Origin of the sequence: Kitasatospora sp. NBC_00458, assembly GCF_036013975.1 — a bacterium.
Classification (GTDB): domain Bacteria; phylum Actinomycetota; class Actinomycetes; order Streptomycetales; family Streptomycetaceae; genus Kitasatospora.
This window is the reverse complement of the sequence record NZ_CP107904.1, coordinates 857761-883961: the sequence shown is the minus strand read 5'-3', so window position 1 is coordinate 883961 and position 26201 is coordinate 857761. Positions and strand designations below refer to the sequence as shown.

At 76.0% G+C, this 26201-nt stretch carries 2 protein-coding genes and 1 pseudogene; all 3 read left to right on the top strand.

Going from position 1 to position 26201, the window contains the following annotated elements:
• Positions 1 to 4: 4 nt before the first annotated feature.
• Positions 5 to 21601: pseudogene (locus OG550_RS03315) on the top strand (amino acid adenylation domain-containing protein); the annotation flags it as partial.
• The gene (gene fabD, locus OG550_RS03310) at positions 21598 to 24981 is read left to right on the top strand and encodes an ACP S-malonyltransferase (protein ID WP_327674298.1); all 3384 of its coding nucleotides are present in this window, start codon (positions 21598 to 21600) and stop codon (positions 24979 to 24981) included. The pseudogene OG550_RS03315 and the gene fabD, both read left to right, overlap by 4 nt.
• A complete protein-coding gene (locus OG550_RS03305; RefSeq protein ID WP_327674297.1) occupies positions 24978 to 26201 on the top strand; it encodes a cytochrome P450 in 1224 nt (407 codons plus the stop codon). The genes fabD and OG550_RS03305 overlap by 4 nt, the downstream gene beginning before the upstream one ends.

Here is a 26201-nt window from a genome sequence, read left to right as displayed (position 1 = left end):
CTACCTGAAGCGGGTCACCACCGAGCTGCGCCAGACCCGCCGCCAACTGGCCGAGCTGGAGGAGACGGCCGGGCGCGAGCCGATCGCGATCGTGGGAATGGCGTGCAGGTACCCGGGCGGGGTCTCCTCGCCCGAGGACCTGTTCCAGCTGACCCTCGACGGCGTGGACGCGCTCACCGAGTTCCCGGTGAACCGGGGCTGGGACGTCGAGGGGCTGTACGACCCCGACCCGGACCGCCTCGGCACGACCTACACCCGGTACGGCGGATTCCTCCACGACGCAGGGGAGTTCGACGCGGGCCTGTTCGGCATGTCCCCGCGCGAGGCGCTGACGACCGACCCGCAGCAGCGGCTGCTGCTCCAGGTCTCCTGGGAGGCGCTGGAGCGCGCGGGGATCGCCCCGGCCTCGCTGCGCGGCAGCCGGACCGGCGTCTTCGCGGGCGTGATGTACGACGACTACGCGTCGCGCCTGGGCCCGGAGACCGGTGCCCTTGAGGGCCACCTGTTCAACGGCAGCCTGCCGAGTGTGGCGTCGGGGCGGATCTCCTACACCTTCGGGTTCGAGGGGCCGGCGGTGACGGTGGACACGGCGTGTTCGTCGTCGTTGGTGTCGTTGCACCTGGCGGTGCAGTCGCTGCGTTCGGGGGAGAGCACGCTCGCCCTGGCCGGCGGCGTCGCCGTGATGGCCACGCCGCGCACCTTCGTCGAGTACGCGCGCCAGCGCGCCCTGTCGCCCGATGGGCGTTGCCGGGCGTTCTCGGATGCGGCGGACGGTACGGGGTGGGCGGAGGGTGTGGGGGTGTTGGTGTTGGAGCGGTTGTCGGATGCGCGGCGGGCGGGGCGTCGGGTGTTGGCGGTGGTGCGGGGTTCGGCGGTGAATCAGGACGGTGCGTCGAGTGGGTTGACGGCGCCGAACGGGTTGGCGCAGCAGCGGGTGGTGCGGGCGGCGTTGGCGGGTGCGGGTCTGTCGGGTGTGGATGTGGATGCGGTGGAGGCGCATGGTACGGGGACGCGGTTGGGGGATCCGATCGAGGCGCAGGCGTTGTTGGCGACGTACGGGCAGGGGCGTTCGGCTGATCGGCCGTTGTGGTTGGGGTCGTTGAAGTCGAACATCGGGCATTCGCAGGCGGCGGCGGGTGTGGGTGGGGTGATCAAGATGGTGATGGCGTTGGGGGCGGGGGTGTTGCCGCGGACGTTGCATGCGGAGGTGCCGTCGCGTCATGTGGACTGGTCTTCGGGTGGGGTGGAGTTGTTGCGGGAGCGGCGTGTGTGGCCGCGGGTGGGTCGGGTGCGTCGGGCGGGGGTGTCGGCGTTCGGGATCAGTGGGACGAACGCGCATGTGATTCTGGAGGAGGCGCCGGTGGAGCCCGCGCCGGTGGAGTCCGCGCCGGTGGAGTCCGGGGCGGTGGGGCCTGAGTCGGTGGAGTCCGGGGCGGTGGTGTCGGGTCCGGGGCCGGTGCCGGTGGTGGTGTCGGGGGTGAGTGGGGCGGCGTTGCGGGCGCAGGCGGAGCGGTTGCGGGTGCGGGTGGAGTCGGATCCGTCGGTGCGTGTGGTGGATGTGGGTTTCTCGTCGGTGTGTTCGCGGGCGGTGCTGGAGCACCGGGGTGTGGTGGTCGCGGACGGTCGTGAGGGTTTGTTGGAGGGGTTGGCGGCGTTGGCGGGGGGTGGGGACGGTTCGTCGGTGGTGGTGGGTGCGGACCGGCGGGTGGATGGCCGGGTGGTGTTCGTGTTCCCGGGGCAGGGTGCGCAGTGGGCCGGGATGGCGGTCGAACTGCTCGACTCCGCACCGGTGTTCGCCGACCGGATGGCCGAGTGCGAGCGATTGCTGGACGGTCTGGTCGACTGGTCGTTGCGCGAGGTGCTGACCGACGGGGCCGCGCTGGAGCGGGTCGACGTGGTGCAGCCCGCGCTCTGGGCGGTGATGGTGTCGCTGGCGGCGCTCTGGCGCTCGTACGGCGTCGAGCCGGCGGCGGTGGTGGGGCACTCGCAGGGCGAGATCGCCGCCGCCTGCGTGGCCGGCGCGCTCACCCTGGAGGACGGCGCACTGCTGTCCGTACTGCGCAGCCGGGCCCTGACGGCGCTCGCGGGCCGGGGCGGGATGGTGTCGGTCGTCGCCCCCGAGGCCCGGGTGCGGGAGCGGATCGCGCCGTTCGGCGAGCGGATCTCGGTGGCGGCCGTCAGCGGACCCTCCGCCGTGGTCGTCGCCGGCGAACCGCAGGCGCTGGACGAGCTGCTCGCGGCCTGCGAGGCGGACGGCGTGCGGGCCCGCCGCGTACCGGTGGACTACGCCTCCCACACGGCCCACGTGGAGGAGCTGCGCGAGGAGCTCCTGGAGTCGCTCGCCGGGGTGCGGCCGCGGGCCGCCCGGGTGGCCTTCCACTCGACCGTGACCGCCGGCCGCCTCGACGGCCCGGAGCTGGACACCGCCTACTGGTACCGCAACCTCCGGCAGCAGGTCCGGTTCGAGGAGACGGTCCGCGCCCTGGCCGAGGACGGGTACGGGGTGTTCCTGGAGGTCAGCCCGCACCCGCTGCTCACCATGGCGATCCAGGACACGGTGGACGCCGCCGACCGCGACGCCGTGGTGGCGGACACGCTCCGCCGCGACGAGGACGCCACCCGGCGGTTCGCCCTCTCCGCAGCCGCACTGCACGCCCAGGGCGTCGAGGTGGACTGGACGCGGGCGTTCGACGGCACCGACGCGCGGATCGTCGAACTCCCCACCTACGCCTTCCAGCAGAAGTCCTACTGGCTGCGCGCGCCCGAGTCGCTGCTCGGAGCCCCCCTCGAACTGGCCGACGGCGAGCGGACGGTCCTCACCGGCAACCTGTCCCGGCGCACCCACCCGTGGCTCGCCGACCACCGCGTGCTCGGCCGGATGGTGGTGCCGGGCACCGCCCTGCTGGAGATGGCGCTCCAGACCGGCCACACCGTGGACGAGCTCGTCCTGCGGACCCCGGTGGTGGTGCCGGAGCAGGGCGGGGTCGAGATCCAGCTGGTGGTGGACCCGGCCGACGGGGCCGGCCGGCCGATGCGGCTGTACGCCCGCGCACCGCAGGCCGACTGGGAGCTGCACGCCACCGGAACCCTCGTCGAGGCCGGTGAGCCGGACACCGCGATCGAGGTGGGTCCGTGGCCGCCGTCGGGAGCCGAGCGGGTCGACCTGGAGGGCTGGTACCGGGACCTGGCCGCGCAGGGCCTGGAGTACGGGCCCGGCTTCCGGGGGCTGCGGGCGCTGTGGCGGCAGGACGGCGAACTCTTCGCCGAGGTCGCGCTGCCGGAGGCGGTCCGCCCCGCGCTCCTGGACGCGGCCCTGCACGCCCTGGACCTGAAGTCCGAGCCGGGGCTGCCGTTCTGCTGGCGGGGCGTGCGGTGGCTGGACCCGGACGCGGCCGCGGGGTTGTCGGCCGTGCGCGCCCGGCTCACCCCGCTGGACGACGGCTCGGTGGCCGTGCGGATCGCGGACGAATCAGGCCGCGCCGTGCTGTCGGCCGAGTCCCTGGCGCTGCGTCCGTTCGACGCCGCGCTCCTCGCCGGTCAGGGCGACGGCGCCCTCCACGAGCTGGACTGGGTCCCCGCGGGGCCGGGCACCCCCCGGGCCGGGGGCGCGGACGCGACCCTGCTGCCCCGGCGGCCCGTGGACGGCGAGCCGCCCGCCCGGGCCCTGGCGGCGGCCTCCGCCGTGCTCGCGGACCTGCAGACCTGGCTCGCCGACGAGGACGCCGGCGACGGCCGCCTGGTGGTCGTGACCCGGCGGGCGGTGGCGACGGGCGCCGAGGCGGATCCCGCCGAGGCCGCGGTGTGGGGGCTGGTGCGCTCGGCGCAGACGGAGCACCCGGACCGGATCGTGCTCGTGGACACCGACGACCCGCAGGGCCTGGCCGAGCTGCTCCCCTCGCTGCCGGCCGGCGACGCGCCGCAGTTCCTGGTCCGCGACGGTGAGATCCGGGTGCCCCGGCTGGTGCGGTCGAAGGCGGCCGGAACAGCCGGCTTCCCCGCCGACGGCACGGTGCTGATCACCGGTGCGTCGGGCACCCTGGGCACCCTGGTGGCGCGCCATCTGGTCGAGGCGCACGGCGTGCGCGACCTCCTGCTGGTGAGCCGCGGCGGCGCGCCCGGGCTCGCCGCCGAGCTGACCGCGGCGGGTGCCCGGGCCACCTCGGCGGCCTGCGACGTCGGTGACCGTGCGGCGCTCGCCGAACTGCTCGCGGCGATCCCGGCGGAACGGCCGCTGCGGGCGGTCGTCCACGCGGCCGGGACGCTGGACGACGGGGTGGTCGGCTCGCTGACGCCGCAGCGCCTGCGGTCGGTGCTGGCGGCCAAGGCCGACGGTGCCTGGCACCTGCACGAGCTGACCCGCGACCTCGACCTCGGCGCCTTCGTGCTGTTCTCCTCGGTCGCCGCCACGCTCGGCACCGCCGGGCAGGGCAACTACGCCGCCGCCAACGCGTTCCTCGACGGGCTGGCGCGGATGCGCCGCGGCACCGGCCTGCCCGCGCTGTCGCTGGGCTGGGGCCTGTGGGCCGAGCGCAGCGCCCTGACCGGCCGGCTCGACGACGCCGACCTGGCCCGCCTCACCGGCGCCGGGGTGCTTCCGCTGGAGACCGGGGACGCCCTGCGGCTGTTCGACGAGGCCCTCGGCTCCGACCGGGCCCATCTGCTCCCGCTCCGGACCGCCGGGGCGCCGCCACAGCCGTTCCGCCGGTCGGCCCCGGCCCGGCGCGGCCCGTCGGACGCGCCGCACGCGAGGCCCGCGTCCGCCGCTCCGGGCCTCGGTGCCGTGCCGGAGGCCGAGCGCGAGCAGGTCGTCGCCGAACTGGTCCTGCGCGAGACCGCCTCGGTCCTGGGGCACGGCTCGGCGGCCGAGGTCGACCCCGGCACGGAGTTCCCCCGGCTCGGCTTCAACTCGCTGGCCTCGTTGGAGCTGCGCAACCGGCTCAGTACCCGCACCGGCCTGCGGCTGCCGGCGACGATGGTCTTCGAGCACCGCACCCCGCGAGCGCTGGCCGCCTACCTGACGGGTCGCCTGTCCGCCGACGGTCCCGGCTCCGGGCCCGTGGACGAGGCCGCGCCGGTCGCCGCGGCGCGGGAGCGGTCCGACGACCGGATCGCGATCGTCGGCGTCGCCGGCCGCTACCCGCTGGCGGGGACGGTCGGCGAGCTGTGGGAGAACCTCGTCGCGGGCCGCCACTGCATCCGGGAGGTGCCCGCCGACCGCTGGGACGCGGACGCGCACTACGACCCGGAGGGCAAGCGCGGCGCCCACAGCAAGTGGGGCGGCTTCCTCGACGGCGTCGACGCCTTCGACCCGCTGTTCTTCCACATCTCGCCCGCCGAGGCCGAGGCGATGGACCCGCAGGAGCGGCTGTTCCTGGAGACGGCGGCGGCCACTCTGGAGGACGCCGGCTACCCGGCGGCGCGACTGGCCGCCCAGGGCCCGGTCGGGGTGTTCGTCGGGGTGATGAACAGCGACTACGAGTGGCTGGGCGGTGAGGCGAACGCGCTCGGGGTGAGCACCGGGGCGCACTCCCGCCACTGGTCGGCCGCCAACCGGGTCTCCTACTCCTTCGACTTCACCGGGCCGAGCCTGGCGGTGGACACGGCCTGCTCGGCCTCGCTGACGGCGGTTCACCTGGCCTGCCAGAGCATCCGCGACGGAGAGTGCGCCGCCGCGATCGCGGGCGGCGTCAACCTGATCCTGCACCCGGAGCACCTGCACGGGCTGTCCCGGGCGGGGATGCTCTCGCCCGGCGACCGGCTCAAGGCCTTCGGGGCGGACGCGGACGGCTTCGTGGACGGCGAGGGCGTCGGCGCGGTGCTGCTCAAGCCGCTGGCGAGGGCACTCGCCGACGGCGACCGGGTGCTCGGTGTCATCCGCGCGACAGCCGTCAACTCCGGTGGGAACAGCGGTGGTTACACCGTGCCCAATCCCGACGCGCAGAGCGCCCTGGTCCGTGGCGCGCTGGAGCGCGCCGGGGTGGCGCCGGACACCGTCGGCTACGTGGAGGCGCACGGCACCGGCACCATGCTCGGCGACCCGATCGAGATCGCCGGCCTGGTCGACGCGTTCGGCGGCCGGATCGACCCGGCGCAGCGCGCCCGGCGGCCCCTGGTGGCGGTCGGCTCGGTGAAGACCAACATCGGCCACCTGGAGTCGGCCGCCGGGATCGCCGGCCTCACCAAGGTGCTGCTGCAGTTCCGCCACCGGACGCTGGTGCCGTCGCTGAACTCGGCCCGGACCAACCCGGAGATCGACTTCACCACCACGCCGTTCGAGGTGCCGCAGGCCGCACGGCCCTGGACCGGCCCGGAGCGTCCCGGCGTGCCGGGCGGCGCTCCGCTGCGGGCCCTGGTGAGTTCCTTCGGTGCCGGCGGCGCCAACGCGTGCGTGATCATGGAGGAGTACCCGATGGCCGACGAGCCGGATCAGACGGAGCAGGCGGAGGACGGGGCGGAGCAGCTCCTGGTGCTGTCCGCGAGGACCGAGGACCGGTTGCGTGCCTACGCCGGTGACCTGGCGGAACACCTGCGCCGGGGCACACCGGCTCCGGTGGGCGCGGGTACGGGCGCCGGCGCGGTGGGCGTGGACGCGGCCCTCCCGGACCCGTTGGCCGACGCCCGCAGCCGGTGCCTGCGGCTGGCCGCCGAGCTGGCCGGGGTGGCGCCGGACTCCGTCGAGCTCACCACGGACCTGATCGACTGCGGTTTCGGCCTGGCCGAGCGTGCCCGCTACTTCGCGCTGCTGTCCGAGGAGTTGGGCACCAGGCTGCCCACGGCGGCGGTCGCGGCGGAGACCATCGGCGCGGTCGCCGAGGCGGTGGCCGGCCTCGGGCGCCGGACCGGGGCCGAGGAGCGGGAGGCGCCCCGCCGCCACCCGCGGCTCGCCGATGTCGCCCACACGCTGCAGTCCGGCCGTACCGCCCACGAGTTCCGCCTCGCGCTGCCCGCGGGCTCGGTCGCCGAGGCGGCCCGGCTGCTGGCCTCGTACGCGGCCGGCGAGGCCGTCGACGGGATCACCACCGGCACCGCGACCCGTACCCCGGCGCAGCCGCCGGCCGCCGGGGCCCAGGCCCTGGAGGCGGCGCTGACCGGCCGCGCCCTGACGGCGGTGGCCGAGCACTGGGTGACGGGCGCGGAGGTCGACTGGTCGCGGATCACCCCCGCCACCGCCCGCCGCATCGAGCTGCCCGGTTACCCGTTCGCCCGCAAGCGCCACTGGATCCCGGCCCCGCCGGTCCGGCCCGAGCCCCCGCGCGCCGCCACCGTCGCGGCCGCGGCCGCGGCCGCCGGAGCGCAGGCCCCGTCCGGCCCCGGCTCCGACGTCGCCGCCGTGCTGGCCGGCTTCGCGGAGCTGGACGAGGCCTCCAAGTCCGGGGTGTTCGGCGCCTACCGGCGGATGGGCGTCTTCCTGGGCGCCGGTGAGCGGTACCGCAGTGAGGAACTGCGGGCCAGGCTCGGGATCAGGGACAAGTTCCGGCGGCTGCACGAGGCGCTGCTCGACCTGATGCTCCAGGCCGGGTTCCTGGTCCGGGAGGGCGAGGAGCTCGTCACCACCGCGGAGGCGGCCGGTCCGGCGGACGCGGCCGCCGGGGCGGAGCGCTGGGAGGCCGGGCTCGACCGGCTCGCGGACCGCTACCCGGACATCGCGCCCACCGTCACCCTCAACCGGGAGTTCCTGCGGGTCTATCCGCAGCTCCTGCGCGGCGAACTGGTGGGGACGGAGGTGATGTTCCCCGGTACGTCGATGCAGCTGGTGGAGAACCTCTACAAGGGCAACGCGCTGACCGACCTCTTCAACCTGCTGGTCGCGGACGAGGTTCGCGGGGCGCTGGCCGCCCGCCTTCCGGAGCTCGCCGCCGGGGAGGCGGTCCACGTGGTGGAGCTGGGCGCCGGGACGGGCGCCACCAGCGAGCGGGTGCTGCCCGTGCTGGCCGGGCACCCGGGCCGGGTCGGCTACACCTTCACGGACGTCTCGCCGCGCTTCCTGGAGCACGGCCGCGAGCGGTTCGCCGCCCGCTACCCGTTCGTCCGCTTCGACCTGCTCAACCTGGAACGCGGCCTGCCCGACCAGGGCTTCGCCGACGGCACGGCCGACATCGTGGTGGCCACCAACGTGGTGCACGCCACCAGGAACCTGCGGGCCACCCTGCGCAAGGCCCGGGCGCTGCTCAAGCCCGGCGGCCTGCTGCTGCTCAACGAGCTCACCGCGATCCGCCCCTACCTGACCGTCACCGGCGGTGTGATGGAGGGCTGGTGGGCCTTCCAGGACGCCGAGCTGCGCATCCCCGGCTCCCCGCTGGTCGACCCCGAGGCCTGGCGCCGGCTGCTGGCCGAGGAGGGCTTCGCCCGGACCCGGATCCTCGGAGCCGGGACGGCGGAGTCGGGGCAGCACGTCCTGGTCGCGCGGAGCGACGGCCCGGTGGGCGACCGGCGTACGGCGGTGCCCGCCACCACGGCCTCCGCCGCCGCCACCGCCGCCACCGTGACGGCCGTCGTCCCGGCTCGGTCGGACGCGGCCGGGGCGGCCACCGAGCGGCTGCGGGAGCTGCTGGAGCTGGTCCTGAAGCTGGACGAGCGCATCGACCCCGACCGCCGGCTGGCCGACTACGGCTTCGACTCGCTCAGCGGAATGAAGATCGTGTCCGCCGTGGACGAGGCGTTCGGCGTCTCGGTGCCGCTGGAGGAGTTCTTCGAGAAGCCGACGTTGCGCGAGCTGGCCGCGCACCTGGCGGAGGGATGGCTGCCCACCGCGCAGGCCCCCGCGCCCGCCGAGCCGTCCGTTCCCGCCGCGCCGGCCCTCCCCGCCGAGCCGTCCCTCCCCGCCGCGCCGCTCGTTCCCGCGGACGTGGCCCGGGTGCTGCGCCCCCGGTCCGACACCACGCTGAGCACCCATCCGGCCTCCCCGGGCCAGCACGCGCTGTGGGTGATCGAGCAGATCGCCCCGGGCAACCACGCCTACAACCTCCCGCTCGCCTTCTGGCTCGCCCCCGGCGTCGACACGCCCGCCCTTCGCCTGGTCCTCCAGGACGTGCTGGACCGGCACCAGGAGCTGCGGGCCACGATCCGCACCGACGGCGGCGAACCGTACGTCCGGATCGCGGCCGAACCCGAACTGCCCTTCCAGCAGGTCTTCCTGACGGCGGTCGACGACGACGCCCTGCGCGAGCGGATCCACGCCGAGGCGAGGCGTCCGTTCGACCTGTCCCGGGGCCCGCTGCTGCGCGCCACCGTCTACGTCCTCGGCGACGGCCGACAGGCACTGCTGCTGACGGTGCACCACCTGGTGCTCGACGGCCTGTCCATCCCGCTGCTGCTCCAGGAGGTGGAGCGCGGCCTGCGCGCCGTCGCCGAGGGCCGGCCGCTGCCGGCCGACCGGCCCGCCCGGACCTTCGGGGACTTCACCGCCTGGCAGCGCGAACAGCTCGCCGGGCCGGAAGGGGAGCGGCTGCGCGCGTACTGGGTCGAGCGGCTGCGCGGGCGGCGGACCACGGTCGCGCTGCCGCTGGACCACCCGCGCCCCGCGCTGCCCACCTTCCGCGGCGAGAGCGTGAGCGGGCGGATCCCGGCGGAGGTGTCGGAGCGGGCCCGGTCGCTGGCCGCCGCGGAGCGCACCTCGCTCTCCAGCGTCATGCTGGCCGCCTTCTTCGCCCTCCTGCACCGCTACGGCGGCCAGGACGACATCGCCGTCGGCACTCCGACGGCCGGCCGCCCGCCGAGCGGCTTCGACGACGTGCTCGGCTACTTCATGAACATGGTGGTGCTGGCCGAGCGGGTCGATGCCCAGGAGGCCTTCCGCACCCTGGCGCACCGGCTCCACCGGACGGTGCTGGGTGCGCTGGAGCACGGCGGCTACCCGCTGTTCACGCTCGCCGGGGAACTGCGCCGGCTGGACCCGGCGTCGTCGGCGCCGTTCAACGTGGCCTACTACTTCCACAACTGGGCCCGCGACCTGACCGGGGCCGGAGCGGTCCGGGGCCGGGTCGAGGGCGTGCACCAGGAGGGCGAGTTCGATCTGACCCTGGACCTGGTGGACGCGCCCGAGGGCTGCCGGTACACGCTCAAGTACAACCCGGACCTGTTCGACGCCGGGACGGTGGAACGGCTCGGGCGGCACTTCGCCGCCCTGCTGGCCCACGCGGTCGGCGCCCCGGGGACGCCGGTCGGCGAACTGGAGCTGCGGACCGGGGAGGAGCAGGCCGAGGAGGAGCGGGCCGCGTCCGCCGTGCGCGTCGACTACCCGGCCGACACGCTGGTCTGGGAGCTGGTCCGCGGACAGGCCGAGGCGCGCCCGGACGCGGTGGCGGTGCGCTGCGCCGGAGCCGAGCTGACCTACCGGCAGCTCTGGTCGCGGGTGACGGACCTGGCGGCCCGGCTGACCGCCGCCGGCGTGGGCCGGGGCCGGACGGTGGGCGTCCTGCTGCCGCGCGACGTCGAGCTGCCGGTGGCACTGCTGGCCGTGCAGGTCGCGGGCGGCGCCTACGTGCCCTTCGACCCCGCCTACCCGGAGCAGCGGCTCGCCCACATGGCGCAGGACGCCGGGCTGCACCTGATGCTCACCCGCTCCGACCTCCCCAGCGGCTACGCGGCCGTGCCGCGCCTGCTGCTGGACGACGACGCCGCCGCGCCGGCCGCCCCCTCCCCGGGGCCCGCGGGACCGTCGGACGCCGCCTACGTGATCTACACCTCCGGCTCGACGGGCCTGCCCAAGGGCGTCCGGATCCCGCACCGGGCGCTGGTGAACCTGCTCTGGTCGATGGCCCGCGAGCCCGGGTTCGGACCGCAGGACACCCTGCTGGCCGTCACCACCGTCTGCTTCGACATCTCGGGGCTGGAGCTCTACCTGCCGCTGATCAGCGGAGGGACCGTGGAGATCGCGCCGGGCGAGACCGCCCGGGACGGCCTGCGGCTGCGCGAGCTGCTCGAATCCGGCCGCGTCACGGTGATGCAGGCGACGCCCGCCACCTGGCGGATGCTGCTGGCCGCCGGCTGGCGGGGCGGCGCCGGCCTCACCGTGCTGTGCGGCGGCGAGGCGCTGCCCGAGGACCTCGCGCAGGCGCTGCTCGCCGGCAACCGCGAGGTCTGGAACCTGTACGGCCCGACCGAGACCACGATCTGGTCGGCGGCGAGCCGGCTCGCGCCGGGCGAGCGGGTGACCCTGGGCACCCCGATCGCCAACACCACCCTGCACGTCCTGGACGGCGCGCGCCGCCCGCTGCCCACCGGGGTGCCCGGCGAGCTGTACATCGGCGGGCACGGGGTGGCCGACGGCTACCCGAACCGCCCGGAGCTCACCGCCGAGCGCTTCCTGCCCGACCCCTTCGCGGGCGCCGACGCACGCCTGTACCGCACCGGCGACCTCGCCCGCCGGCTCGCCGACGGGCGGTACGAGTACCTGGGGCGGGTCGACGAGCAGGTGAAGGTGCGCGGCTTCCGGATCGAGCCGGAGGAGATCGAGGCGGCCCTGCGGCGGCTGGACGGCGTGCGCGAGGCCGTCGTGGTGGCGCACGGCCGCGACGGCGGCGACCGCTCCCTGCTGGCCTGCTACGTGTCGGCCGACGGGGCACCCGAACCCACCCGGGAACTGCTCGCGCAGTGGCTCCCGGCCCACATGCTCCCGGACGCGCTGGTCCGGGTGACGGGCTTCCCGCACACCCTGAACGGCAAGGTGGACCGCACCGCGCTGGCCGCGCTGCCGCTCGCCGAACTGCGGGCCCGGTTCGGCGCCGCGGGCGGGTCCGGGACCGAGGCGGCCCCGGTACGGTCCGGGGCCCCGGCGCGGACCGGGGGTCGTACCGAGGCGCTCGCCGCCGAACTGGCCGGCCTGATCGGCCGCCTGGCGGGGATCGCCCCCGAGGAGCTCGGCCCGCACGTCCCGTTCGGCGAGGCGGGCATGAACTCGGTGGGTTTCACCGCGCTCAGCGTGGAGCTGCGCGCCGCCTACGGCATCGAGGTCCGTCCGACGGTGTTCTACAGCCAGGGCACCCTGACCGCGCTCGCCGCGTACCTGTGGGACAACCACGCCGCCGGCCTGTCCGCACACTTCGGCGCCGGGTCCCCGGAGTCCGGCGCCGCGCCGCTGCTCCCGGCGGCGCAGGCGCCGGCCGGCCCGCCGCACGGCGAGGACGTCGCGATCATCGGGATGGCCGGGAGGCTGCCGGGATCGGCCGACCTCGCGGAGTTCTGGGACCACCTGCTCGCCGGGCACGACCTGGTCGGCGAGGCGCCCGCGGACCGCCGCGGGTTGCGGGACCGGACGGACGCCGGCCCGCTCCGGGGCGGCTTCCTGACCGACGTGGACCGCTTCGACGCCGCCTTCTTCGGGATCTCCCCGCGCGAGGCCGAACTGATGGACCCCCAGCAGCGCTTGCTGCTGGAGGTGGTCTGGTCGGCCGTCGAGGACGCCGGCTACCGGCCCTCCGACCTCGCCGGCAGGCGCGTCGGGGTGTTCATCGGCGTGGCCAACTCCGACTACCTGGAGGCGCAGCGGGCCGAGGGCCGCCCGCCCCAGGGGCACACGGCGACGGGCGCGGCGCTGACGATGATCCCCAACCGGGTCTCCTACCTGCTGGACCTGCGCGGCCCGAGCGTCGCGGTGGACACCGCCTGCTCGGGCTCGCTCACCGCCGTGCAGCAGGCCTGCGCCGCGCTGCGCGACGGCACCTGCGACCTGGCCATCGCCGGCGGGGTCAACCTGATCCTGACGTCGAGCGTGTACGAGGTGCTCGCCGAGAGCGGGATGCTCAGCCCCGAGGGCCGGTGCAGGGCCTTCGACAGCCGGGCCGACGGCTACGTCCGCGGCGAGGGCGTCGGCGCGGTGCTGCTCAAGCCGGGCGGGCGGGCACGGCAGGACGGCGACGCCGTGCACGCGGTGATCAAGGCGGCGGTCGCCGGGCACGGCGGCCGGACCACCTCGCTGACGGCCCCGAGCCCGGACGCCCAGGCGGACCTGCTGGTCGACGCCTACCGGGCGGCCGGCGTCCCCACCGAGACCGTCGGCTACGTCGAGGCGCACGGCACCGGCACCGCGCTGGGCGACCCGATCGAGACCGCCGGCCTGAGCACCGCCTTCCGCCGGCTGCGCGCCGAGCGCGGGGCGCCGGCCGGGCCCGCCTGCGCGATCGGCTCGGTGAAGAGCAACATCGGCCACCTGGAGGCCGCGGCGGGCATCGCCGGACTGTTGAAGGCCGTCCTCGCGGTGCGCCACGGCGTCATCCCGGCCAGCCTGCACATCGAGGAACCGAACCCGTACCTGGAGCTGGACGGCGGCCCGTTCGAGCCGGCCGGCACCGCCCGGCCCTGGGCGCGGCTCCGCGACGCCGGGGGAGGCGAGCTGCCGCGCCGGGCCGGGGTCAGCTCCTTCGGCTTCGGCGGGGCGAACGCGCACGTCGTGTTGGAGGAGTCGCACATGCCCGACGCACCCGACGAGGACGGCGGCGAGCAGCTGTTCGTGCTGTCCGCCCGCACCCCCGAGGCGCTGCGGGGCGCCGCCGAGCGCCTCGCCGACCACCTGGCGGACCACCCGGTCCCGGCCGGCGACCTCGCGTACACCCTGCAGCTGGGCCGCGAGCCGATGGCGCACCGCCTCGCCGTGGTGGCGGACGGGGCCGCCGGACTGCGGGCCCAGCTGACCGCCCACCTCGACGGACGGCCCTCGCGGGTGCGCACCGGGCGGGCGGAGCCGACGGCCCCGCCCGCGGCCACCGGGACCGGCGACCTGGCCCGGTCGGCCGACGAGTGGGTGGCCGGCGCCGAGGTGGACTGGACGGCACTGCACCGGGGAGCACGGCGGCGCCGGGTGCACCTGCCCGCCTACCGCTTCGGCGGCCCCCGGTACTGGTTCCCGACCGGTCCGGCGTCCTCCGCGGCCACCGAGCCGCGACCGGTCACCGGGCCTCGGCCGGCCGAGGCTCCGCTGCACCCGACCCTGCTGGACGCCGACCTCTCCACGGCCTCCCGGCGGGTGTACGCCAAGACGCTCACCGGCGAGGAGTTCTTCCTCCGCGACCACGTGGCCGGCGGCGAGATGCTGCTGGCCGGGGTGGCGTACCTGGAGATGGCCCGGCTGGCCGGGGAGCTGGCCGGGGGCGGGTCGGTGCGCGGTGTCGACGACCTGGTGTGGGCCTCACCGGTCCGGCTTCCCGCCGGGGCCTCGCGCCGACTGCTCGTCCGGCTCACCGACACCTCGTTCGAGGTCGTCACGGCCGGCGACGACCGGACCGCCCACGCCCGGGGCACCCTGCTGTTCGGCGGGCCGGGGCCCCGGCCCGCGCCGGTCGACCTGGCGGCCGTGCGCGCCCGCTGCACCACCGTGGGCGACGGCGAGAGCTGCTACCGGGCCTTCTCCCGGCTGGGCTTCGACTACGGTCCGAGCTTCCGGGCGGTCGAGGAGATCGCCGTGGGGGAGCGGGAGGCGCTCGCGCGGCTGCGGCTGCCCGAGCCGCGGCTCGCCGACCGGGACGCCTACGTGTTCCACCCCTCGCTGCTCGACGCCGCGCTCCAGACGGCGGGCCGACTCGCACCCGGTGCGCGGGACTCGGCGCCGTCGCCGGACTACCTGCCGTACTCCCTGGGATCGGTGCGGCTGTACGGCGACCTGCCGCGGGAGCCGTACGCCTACGCCACGCCCAGCGCCCGCCCGGCGGCGGCCGGGACGCTCTGCTTCGACGTCCTGCTGCTCGACCCGTCCGGCGGCGTGGTCGCGGCGATCGAGTCCTTCACGCTGCGCGCGGTGGGCCCGCGCGCCGGGGCGGACGAGGTGGTCGCGTTCGAGCCGGTCTGGCAGGACGCCCCGGCGGCCGGGCACCGGCCGGCCGGCACCGTGCTGGTCCTGGACGCCGGCCGTGAGGGTCCGGCCGTGGCCGCCGCCCTGATCGGGGCGGGCCTGACCGCCCGGGTCGTCGCACTGGACAGCGGGTTCGACGCGGCGGCGGAGATCCGGGCCGCCGGCCCCGGGCCGGTGCACGTCGTCCACCTGGGCGGCGAGGGCGGTGATCCCGCCCGCGCCGTGGAGTACGGCTTCCACACGGCGGTGGCGTTCCTGCAGGCCTGGCAGCGGGCGCGGCGCGGTGCGCTGCGCTACCTGTTCGCGCACCGCGACCCGGTGTCCGCGCCGGCCCACCCCGCGCTGGCCGCACTGGCCGCACTGGCCCGCTCCGTGCGCCGGGAGCACCCGGCGATCGACATCGGCGTGCTGGCGGTCGCGGACGGCGCGCTGCCCGAGGCGGTGGCGGCCGAACTCGGGGAGGCCGGCGAGGCCGAGACCAGGGTGAGCGCGGCGGGCCGCAGCCGCCGTGCCTGGCGGCCGGTGGGCCTGCCGGGTGCCGGCGCGGGCAGCGCCTTCCTGGGCGGCGGCGCGCACGTGATCACCGGCGGCACCGGCGCGCTGGGCCTGCTGGTGGCCGAGCACCTCGCCGCCGCACGGCGCGCGGCGGGCGTCACCGCGGGCGGCATCGTGCTGGCCGCCCGGACCGCCCCCACGCCGTCGGCCCTGGCCCGGATCGAGGCCGTCGGCGCCCGCGTGGTCCGGGCCGACGTGGCCGAGCCGGCCGACGTACGGGCGCTGCTCGCCGAGGCACGGCGCGCGCACGGCACGGTCGGCGGCGTGCTGCACGCGGCCGGAGTGCTGCGCGACGGCCTGCTGCACGGCAAGCGGCGGGTCGACGCGGAGGCGGTGCTGGCCGCGAAGGTGCACGGCACGGTGCTGCTGGACGAGGAGACCCGGCACGACCCGCTCGACTACTTCGTGGCCTTCTCCTCCGCCGCCGCCGCGCTCGGCAACGCCGGCCAGAGCGACTACGCGTTCGCCAACGCCTTCCTCGACCACTTCGCCGAGCAGCGCGAGACGCTGCGCCGCGCCGGGCGGCGGCAGGGCCGCACCCTGGCGGCGGCCTGGCCGGTGTGGGCCGACGGCGGCATGCACGTGGACGCCGCCACCCAGGAGTACGCGGCCCGGGTCGCGGGTCTGCGCCCGCTGCGCAGCCGGGCGGCGCTGGACGGGCTGGAGCGGGCGCTGGCGGACGGCCGGCCGAGGCTGCTGCTCGCCGCCGGGGACCCGGCCCGGATCCTGGCCGCCCTGGGCGGCGGCCCGAGCCCGAGCCCGAGCCCGAGCCCGGCGCCCGGGGCCCCGGCCGCCGCGTCGGCTCCGGCGATCGCGGCCGACCCGGCGGACGCACGGGAACGGGCGGAGCGGCTGGTGCTGCGGATCACGGCGGAGGAGCTGAAGCTCCCCGAGGCGGAGATCGTCGCCACCGACCCCTTCGACCACTACGGCGTGGACTCGCTGATCACGCTGAGCGTGACCCGGCGGCTGGAGGAGGTCGTCGGCCCGCTGTCGAAGACCCTGCTGTTCGAGTACGTGACGGTCCGCGAGCTGGCGGACCACCTGGCCGCCGAGCACCCGGAGGCGTTCACCGCGCCCGAGGCGCCCGAGGCGCCCGAGGCGCCCGAGGCGCCCGAGGCGCCGAAGGCCGAGTCCGGTCCGGCCCGGCCCGGCGCGGAAGCCGGCGCCGCCGCCCGCCCGGCCGACGGTGCCGACGGTGCCCACGGTGCCGACGACATCGCGATCATCGGCGTCGCGGGCCGCTACCCGCAGGCCGACGACGTCGAGGAGTTCTGGCGGAACCTGCGCGCCGGGCGGGACAGCGTGGAGGAGGTCCCGGCCGACCGGTGGCGCCACGAGCTGTTCCACGACGAGCGGAAGTCGCTGATCGGCAAGACCTACGGCAAGTGGGGCGGCTTCGTGCGCGGCGCCGACCGCTTCGACCCGCTGTTCTTCCGGATGTCGCAGATCGAGGCGGAGCACACCGACCCACAGGAGCGCGTGTTCCTGGAGACGGTCTGGCACCTGCTGGAGGACGCGGGCTACACCCGCGAGGGGCTGCGCGGTTCCCGCACCGGCGTCTTCGTCGGCATGATGTACGGCCAGTACCAGCTGTACGGCGTCCAGGAGGCGCTGCGGGGCGAGGGCCTGCCCCCGCACTCGTCGTTCGCCTCGGTGGCCAACCGGGTCTCGTACTTCTACGACTTCACCGGCCCCAGCGTCGCCGTGGACACCATGTGCTCCTCCGCGCTGGTCACCATCCACCAGGCCTGCCAGGCCATCAGGGCCGGCGACTGCGAGGTCGCCGTCGCCGGCGGCGTCAACATCACCAGCCACCCGGCCAAGTACCTCCAGCTGGCGTGGCGCGGCTTCCTCTCCGAGGACGGCCGGTGCCGCAGCTTCGGCGCAGGCGGCACCGGCTACGTCCCGGCGGAGGGCTCGGGCGCGGTCCTGCTGAAGCGGCTGGACGCGGCCCTCGCGGACGGCGACCGGATCCTCGCGGTGGTCAGGTCCTCGGCCGTCAACCACGGCGGAACGGGCCGCGGGTTCACCGTGCCCAACCCCCGGGTGCAGGGCGACCTGGTGCGCTCGGCGCTCGACCGGGCCGGCCTGCGTCCGGGCGACCTGGACTACGTCGAGGCGCACGGCACGGGCACCGAACTGGGCGACCCGGTGGAGATCACCGGACTGCTGCGGGCCTTCGGGGACGACCTGCCCGAGCGGCTGCCGATCGGTTCGGTGAAGTCGAACATCGGGCACGCCGAGTCGGCGGCCGGCATCGCGTCGGTCACCAAGGTGCTGCTCCAGATGCGGCACGGCGAGCTGGCCCCCTCGCTGCACGCGCAGGAGCTCAACCCCAACATCGACTTCGCGGGGACGCCGTTCGTGGTCCAGCGCGAGCCGGAGCCGTGGCCGCGCCGGGTCGGCGCGGACGGCGCCGAGCGGCCCCGGACGGCGGGGGTCAGCGCGTTCGGCGCGGGTGGCACCAACGCGCACGTCATCCTCCAGGAGTACCTGGGGGCCGAGGCGCCGTCCGCCGCCGCGGACGGCCCGCAGCTGGCCGTGCTCTCCGCCCGGGACGCGGACCGACTGGCCGAGCAGGCCCGGCGGCTGGCCGCGCGGCTGCGCGCCGAGGCCGCCGGCGCGGCGCCGAGCGAGGTCGCCTGGACGCTGCAGTCCGGGCGCGAGGCGATGGCCCACCGGCTCGCGGTGGAGTTCGATGACCTGGACCGACTGGCCGACCGCCTCGACGAGTTCGCCGCCGGCCGGGTGCCGGCCGGGAGCTGGACGGGCGTGGTCGACCCGCGCCGGCCGGCCGGGGGCGGGGCCCTGGCGGCCGATCCGGCCGCGCTCGCCGAGGCCTGGACCACGGGCCGCCGGGTGGACTGGTCCGTGCTGCACGGCGGGCGGCGGCCCGGCCGCGTGCCGCTGCCGGGCTACCCCTTCGACGGCGGGCGGGTCTGGCTCGCCGCCGCGGACGCGGAACTGGCCGCCCTTGAGGCCGCTCCCGCCCCGGTCGTAGCGGCCCCGGCCGTACCGGCTGTGACCGTTCCCGCCCCGGACGCCCCCGAGGCCGAGGAGCGGCTGCTCACCAGGCAGTGGGTCCCCGCCCGGACCGCCTCGCGGCGGGCCCTGCCGGGCCGCACGGCCGTCCTGGCGGTCCCCGGCACCGAGGCCCTGGCCGCCGCGCTGGCCGCCGCGCTGCCGGGTGCCGAGGTGCTCACCAGCGCCGCGCTCGACGCCGACCTGGCGCTGGCCGGCACCCGCTGGGACCGCTTCGACGCCGTGCTGGACCTGACGGGGTGCGCCGAGCAGGGGCAGCCGCTGGACCGGACCGTGCTCCACACCTGGTGGCGCTGGCTCCAGCGGCTGGTCGACCAGGGCCCGCGCGACCTGCGCGCGCTGCTGGTCTCACGCGAGACGTCGGCCGGTCCCGGCGGCGGTGCGGAGCGGGCGGGCCTGTACCGGATGCTGCAGAGCGAGTACGGCCACGTGCGCTCGCTCCACGTCAGGCTGGGCACGTGCACGGACCGGCAGGCGGTCGCCCGGGCGCTCGACGAACTCGCCGGCGCCGGGCCGGAGGCCGAGGTCGCCTACCGGGACGGCGTCCGGCACCGGGCGCAGCTGCGCGAGCTGCCGGACGGCACGTCCCGCCCGCCGCGTCTCGCGGACGGGCACGTGCTCTGGGTGACCGGCGGCACGCGCGGCCTCGGCCTGCTGACCGCCCGCCACTTCGTCGCCCGGCACGGGGTGCGCAAGCTGGTCCTCACCGGCCGGGAGGAGCTGCCGCCGCAGGCCGAGTGGGCCGCACACCTCGCGGCGGACACCCGGCTGGGCCGCAAGCTGCGCCCGTTGGCCGAACTCGCCGCCCAGGGCGTGGAACTGGAGGTGCTCGCGGTCGACCTGGAGGACGAGGGGGCGCTGGCCAAGGCGCTGACCGAGGTCCGGCTGCGGCTCGGCCCGGTGGGAGGGGTGGTGCACGCCGCCGGGTCCGTGGACTCCGAGAACCCGGCCTTCGTCCGCAAGCCGCTGGAGTCCGCGGCGCGGGTGATCGGCCCGAAGGTCTTCGGCCTCGACGCGTTGACGCGCACCTTCCGGGACGAGCCACTGGCCTTCTTCGTCCTGTACTCGTCGGTCACCGCCGCGCTGCCCCGGCTGGCGGTCGGGCAGAGCGACTACGCGCTGGCCAACGCCTACCTGGACGCGGTGGCCGAGGAGCGCCGGTACGGGCTTCCGCTGGTCAGCGTGCAGTGGCCGAGCTGGCGCGACACCGGCATGGGGGAGGTGCGCGGCGAGGCCTACCGGGCCACCGGGCTCCTCGCACTGACGGACCGGCAGGGGCTCGCCCTGCTCGACCGCGCGCTCGCCGCCGGCGAGCCGGTGGTGCTGGCCGCCGCGGTGCGGCCGGACACCGACTGGAGTCCGGAGCGGCTGACGGACGGCGGCCCGGGGGCCGGCGACGGGCCGGCGACGGGATCCGCCGTGCCGCAGGCCGCCCGCCGAGCGCCGACGAGCGCCCCCGACCGGGCCGCGGCGCCGTCCGGGGACAGCCTCGGTGCGCGTGCGGCGGTGGCCTCGTGGCTGCTGGACCGGCTCGCGGAGGAGCTGCGGTTCGACCGGGCCGTGCTGGCCGACGACGTGCCGGTCCAGGACTTCGGCATCGACTCGATCCTGGTGGCGCAGTTGCTGCAGACCCTGGGCAAGCGGCTGGACGTGTCGCTCGACCCGTCCTCCCTGCTGGAGTACCCGACGGCCCGGGAGTTCGCGGACTACCTCGCCGCCGAGCACCCGGCGGAGCTCGCCGCCGCATTCGGCACCCCGGCGCCGCAGGCCCCGGCCGCCCGGGTGGCCGCGGTCGACGCCGCCGCCCCGGTCGACGCCACCGCCCGTGCCACCGCCCCGGGCGCCGCTTCGACCGCCGCGCCGGACGAGCGGGCGGGCCGGGACATCGCGGTGGTCGGCCTGTCCTGCCGCTTCCCGCACTCGGGCTCCCCGGAGGAGTACTGGCAGCTGCTGCGGCAGGGCCGCAGCGCGCTGCGGCCCGTCCCGGAGCGTCGCATCGCCGGCCTGGGCGGGTTCCACGCCGGCCTGCTGCCCGAGGAACTGCGCTTCGACCCGGAGGCGTTCCTACTCTCGGAGGCGGACGTCGCGGCCCTGGACCCGCAGGCCCTGCTGCTGCTGGAGGAGGTCGACCGGGCCGTGCACCACGCGGGCTACCGTCCCGCCGAACTCAAGGGACGGCGGATCGGCGTGTACGTCGGCGGCCGGACCACCGGCACACCGGACGAGACGCTGGTCGAGCGGGCGCAGAACCCGGTGATGGCGACCGGCCAGAACTACCTGTCGGCCAACATCTCCCAGTTCTTCGACTTCCGCGGCCCGAGCATCGTGGTCGACACCGCCTGCTCCTCCGCGCTGGTGGCGATGGAGACGGCCGTGTACGCCCTGCGGGCGGGCGCCGTCGAGGCGGCCGTGGTGGCAGGGGTGAACCTGCTGGCCGACGGCCGGGCGCACCGGATCTTCGCCCAGCGCGGACTCCTCAACCCCGGACCCGAGTTCCACCTCTTCGACCGCCGGGCCGCCGGGCTCGTCCTCGGCGAAGGGGTCGGCGTGGTCGTCCTCAAGCCGCTGGCGCAGGCACAGGCCGACGGGGACCGGGTGCTCGCGGTCCTCCGGGGAATCGCGGTCAACAACGACGGACGCACCGCCGGCCCGGCCACCCCGAACCCTCAGGCGCAGAAGGAGGTGATGGCCGAGACGCTGGCGCGCAGCGGCCACACCCCCCGCGAGATCGGCTGGGTGGAGGTCAACGGCTCCGGCTCCACCGTGACCGACCTGCTCGAACTCAAGGCCGTCCAGGCGGTCTACGGCACCGATCCGGCGCACCCGGTGGCGCTCGGCTCGGTCAAGCCCAACATCGGCCACCCGCTGGGCGCGGAAGGCATCGCCGCGTTCATCAAGGTCGTCCTGATGCTGCAGCACGGGGAGCAGGTGCCGTTCGGCTCCGGACAGGAACCGCTCAAGCACTTCGACCTGGAGTCATCGCCGCTGTACTTCCCCCGGGAGGTCGTGGCGTGGCCGGACGGTGCGCCACTGGCGGCGCTCAACTGCTTCGCCGACGGCGGCACCAACGCCCACGTCCTGCTCGCCCCGGCTCCCGATGCCGCCCGCCCCACCCGCGAACCCCTGCCCGAACCCGCGCTGAACCGGAGGACCGTCATCCGAGGCACCACCGCATCCGACGCCGCCTCCGGCGGCCTGTTCTGGGACGGCTACCGATGAGCGGCCACCGGCCCACCGTGTTCCTGTTCTCCGGCCAGGGCTCCCAGTACTACGGGATGGGCCGGGAGCTCTACGAGGCCAACGAGGTGTTCCGCACCGAGCTGCGCCGCTACGACGCGGTGGTCGCCGAGGCGTCCGGCGTGTCGGTGCTGGCCCGGATCTTCGACGAGGAGAAGCCGAGGAACCACCCCCTCGTCGACACCGCGGTCTCCCACCCGGGCATCGTCATGATCGAGCTCGCCCTGGCCGCCGCCCTGCGCGCCGAGGGCATCGAGCCGGACTACGTCCTCGGCTACAGCCTGGGGGAGTACGCGGCGGCCGTCGTCGCCGGCGCGCTGGAGCCGGTCGACTGCCTGCGGCTGCTGGTGCGCCAGGCCGGTGCACTGCGCGCGAGCGCGCCCGGCGGGATGATCGCCGTGCTCGCCGGAGCCGAGGTGCTGGAGCGGGTGCCGGAGCTGCGGGCCTGCGAGATCGCCGCGCGCAACCACCCGGAGTGCTTCGTGGTCACCGCCCCGCAGGCCGAACTGGACCGCGCGGAGCACGCGTTGCGCACGGCCGGCGTCCTGCACCTGCCGCTGCCGGTCGAGTACGCCTTCCACTCCCGGCTGATGGATCGGGCGTTGGAGGCGTGCCGGGCCGACTTCGAGGGCGTGGCGTTCGCGGCGCCGCGGATCCCGTGGGTGTCCTGCGTGACCGGCGAGCCGGTGGAACGGGCCGACGCGGACCACTTCGCGCAGGTCGCCCGGCGGCCGATCGAGTTCGAGCGGGCGATGGCCTGGCTGCGCGGGCGTGACGACTTCCTCTACCTCGACCTCGGGCCCTCGGGCACCCTGCACAACTTCGCCCGGATGCTGCTGCCCGAGGCGGGCCCGGCGCAGTCGCTGCCGCTGCTCAGCCCGTTCGAGCAGGACACCGCCCTCTTCGAGCAGGTCCGCCTGCACGCCGCCGGTACGGCACCACGCCGGATCGGGGCCGCGGCACCGCGGGACGGACAGGGCGGGCACGGCACCGCCCGTCCGAAGGTCTACGGCTTCCCCGGGCAGGGCTCGCAGCGCCGCGGTATGGGCCGGGAACTGTTCGCACGGTTCCCGGCCCAGACGGCGGTCGCGGACGACGTGCTCGGCTACTCGATCGAGGAGCTGTGCGTACGCGACCCCGAACGCCGCCTGGGCCGCACCGAGTTCACCCAGCCCGCGCTCTACGTGGTGAGCGCCCTGGCCTACCTGGACCGCGTGGCACAGGACCCGGTGGCACCGGACCACCTCGTCGGGCACAGCCTGGGCGAGTACGCCGCGCTGTTCGCGGCCGGGGTCTTCGACTTCGAGACCGGACTGCGGCTGGTGCGCCGGCGCGGCGAGCTGATGGCCGCGGCCCCCGGCGGCTCGATGGCGGCGGTGGTCGGCGTCGGCGAGGAGGACGTGACCCGCACCCTCGCCGACCCCGCGTTCGAGGCGCTGGACCTCGCCAACCACAACGCCCCGGACCAGTTCGTGCTCTCCGGCCCGCAGCAGGAGCTCGAAGCGGCCTGCGCCGCGTTCGAGGCGGCCGGCGCCCGCACCGTGCGCCTGACCGTCAGCGCGCCGCTGCACTCGCGCTACATGCGCCCGGTGGCCGAGGAGTTCGGGCGCTACCTGGACGGCTTCGCGCTGCGCCCCCCGACCGTCCCGGTGCTCGCCAACGTGGACGCCCTGCCGTACACGGCGTCGACCCTCAAGGACCGGCTGACGGCGCAGATCGCCTCCCCGGTGCGCTGGACCGACACCGTGCGCGCCCTGATGCGCGAGGGCGACTTCGAGTTCGTGGAGCTGGGCCCCGGCCAGGTGCTCACCAAGCTCGTCACCCGCACCAGGGCCGCCACCGCGCCGCGCCCCCCGGCCGCGGCGATCCCCCCGGCCGCGCAGGCGGTCCTGCCCGCCGCGCCCGTCGTCCCGACCGCGCCCGTCGTCCCGGCCGTCCCCGTCGTCCCGACCGTCCCCGCCTCCCCGGCCGCGCCCGTCGTCCCGACCGCGCCCGCCTCCCCGGCCGCCGCCGGCTCCCCCGGGGGTGCCCGGCCCGCCGTCACCGCCGAGGGCCTGGGCGCCCGGACCTTCCGTGAGCGCTACGGTCTGCGGCGCGCCTACGTGCTGGGATCGATGTACGGCGGCGTCTCCGGCCCCGAGCTGGTCCGTGCCGCGACCAAGGCCGGTCTGCTCGCCTTCCTGGGGACCGGCGGGCTCGACCTCGCCGAGGTGGAGCGGCGACTGCGCGAACTCGACCTGGGCAGCGCCCACGGCGTCAACGTCCTCCACCACCCCGACGCGCCGGAGCAGGAGGCCGCCCTGATCGACCTGCTGCTGCGCCACGGGGTGACCCTGGCGGAGGTCTCCGGCTTCCCCGGGGTGACCGAGCAGCTCGTGCGCTTCCGGCTCAAGGGCGGCCGGATCCTGGCGAAGGTGTCGCGCACCGACGTGGCCGCGGCGTTCCTCGCCCCGCCGCCCGGGCCCCTGGTGGCACGGCTGCTGGCGAGGGGCGCGGTCACCGAGGCCGAGGCCGCGGCCGCCGCCGGCAGCCCGATGGCCGACGACCTGTGCGTGACGGCGGACGGCGGCTGGCTGTGCACGGGCGCGGACCCGCTGACGCTGCTCCCGGCCGTGCTGCGGCTGCGGGACTCCGCCGCACTGCCGGGGCCCCGGGTGCACGTCGGCTGCGCCGGCGGCATCGGCACGCCGGAGGCGGCGGCCGCGGCGTTCCTGCTGGGCTCGGACTTCGTGCTGACCGGGTCGGTGAACCAGTGCTCGGTCGAGGCGGCCACCAGCGACCGCGTCAAGGACCTCCTGCAGCAGGCGGACGAGTACGACGTGGACACCGCGCCGTCGCCGTACCAGTTCGAACTCGGGCTGCGGGCGCGCTACTTGAAGCGCGGCGTGTTCTTCCCTGCACGGGCGTCCGCGCTGCACGAGCTGTGGCGCCGCAACACCACGACGGCCGACCTGGACGAGGCGACCAGGACCCGGATCCTGGAGCGCTACCTGGGCGGCGAGTACCGCCCCCCGACCGGTCCGCCGACGACTCCGGCACCGGACACCGGGGCACGGTCGGAGGCGGAGCAGCCGCTGCGCCGCTACTTCGACCGGGGCCTGCGCCTGGCGCTGGCGGGCGACCCGGACCACACCGTGGACTACCTGGTCCACTGCGGGCCGGCGATGGGCGCGTTCAACCAGGCGGTCGCCGGCTCCGGGCTGGAACCCTGGCGGGCGCGCACCGTCGACGCCGTCGCCGAGGTCCTGATGGCGGGTGCGGCGGCCCACCTCACCGCCCGGATCCAGGCCCTCCAGACGCTCCAGGGCATGCGAACGAACCAGGACGACCGACCGCACACGAAGGAGGACACCGGACCGTGAGCACCGCTTCGCAGGACCAGCCCGTGATCTTCTACCCGTTCACCCGGGAGTTCCAGGAGGACCCGTACCCGCACTACGCGGAGCTGCGCCGGCACGCGCCGGTGCACGAACACCCGGGCGGCTTCTGGATGGTCTCGCGCTACGAGGACGTGGCCGAGCTGGTGCGCTCAGGGCTGTCCGTCGAGCAGAGCCGCGTCGCCCCGGGCCCGTTCCGCGACGCCTACGCGAAGGCGGGGGTGACGGACAAGCCGCGGCTGAAGGGGTTGGCCCTGCTGGACCGGGACCCGCCGGACCACACCCGGCTCCGCAAGCTGGTCACCCAGGCGTTCACGGTGCGCGCGGTCAACGCGCTGGAACCGATGATCCACGGCCTGGTCACCGAGGCCCTCGACGGCGTCGCCGAGGCGGGCGGCGGGGACCTGGTCGAGTCGCTGGCGTTCCCGCTGCCGTTCACCGTCATCTCGCGCATGCTCGGGATCCCGCCGATCGACACCGGGCACATGCGGATGCTCACCACGCTGCTGATGCGCTCGGTCGAACTCACCCCGGACCGGGAGGTGATGAGGGTGATCGAGGCGGCCGACGCGGAGATCTTCGAGGTGGTCGGCGACGCCGTCTCCCGCAAGCGGCGCGAGCCGGGCGACGACCTGCTCACCGCCCTCATCGCCGCCGAGGACGACGGCGACACGCTCACCCACGACGAGCTGGTCGCCCAGGTCACCATGCTCTACGTCGCGGGCTACGAGACCAGCGTCAACCTGATCTCGGCCGGCGCGCACGCTCTGCTGCGCCACCCGGACCAGCGGGAACTCCTGCACGCCAAACCCGAGTTGGTGCCGAACGCGGTGGAGGAGGTGCTGCGCCACGAGCCGCCGGTGCACTTCAGCCGCCGCGTCACCACCGAGCCCCACCGGGTCGGCGGCCACGAGATCCCCGCCGGCTCGTTCATCCTCGCCAACCTGGCCGGCGCCAACCGCGACGAGGAGGTCTTCGGCCCGGACGCGGAGGAGCTGAAGGTCGAACGTGAGAACGCCCGGCGCCACCTCTCCTTCGGCGGCGGCATGCACCACTGCCTGGGCGCGACGCTGGCCCGAATCGAGGGCAGAGTCGCCATCGGCGAACTCGTCCGCCGCTTCCCCGACATGGCCCTGGACGGCAAGGTCGAGTGGAACGGCCTGGTGAGCCTGCGCGGCGTGACCCGGCTGCCGGTCACCGCGTGA

What these genes read in the sequence shown, in the direction of transcription:
- fabD (WP_327674298.1), top strand. Translation starts at nt 21,598, where the DNA reads ATGAGCGGCCACCGGCCCACCGTGTTCCTGTTCTCCGGCCAGGGCTCC.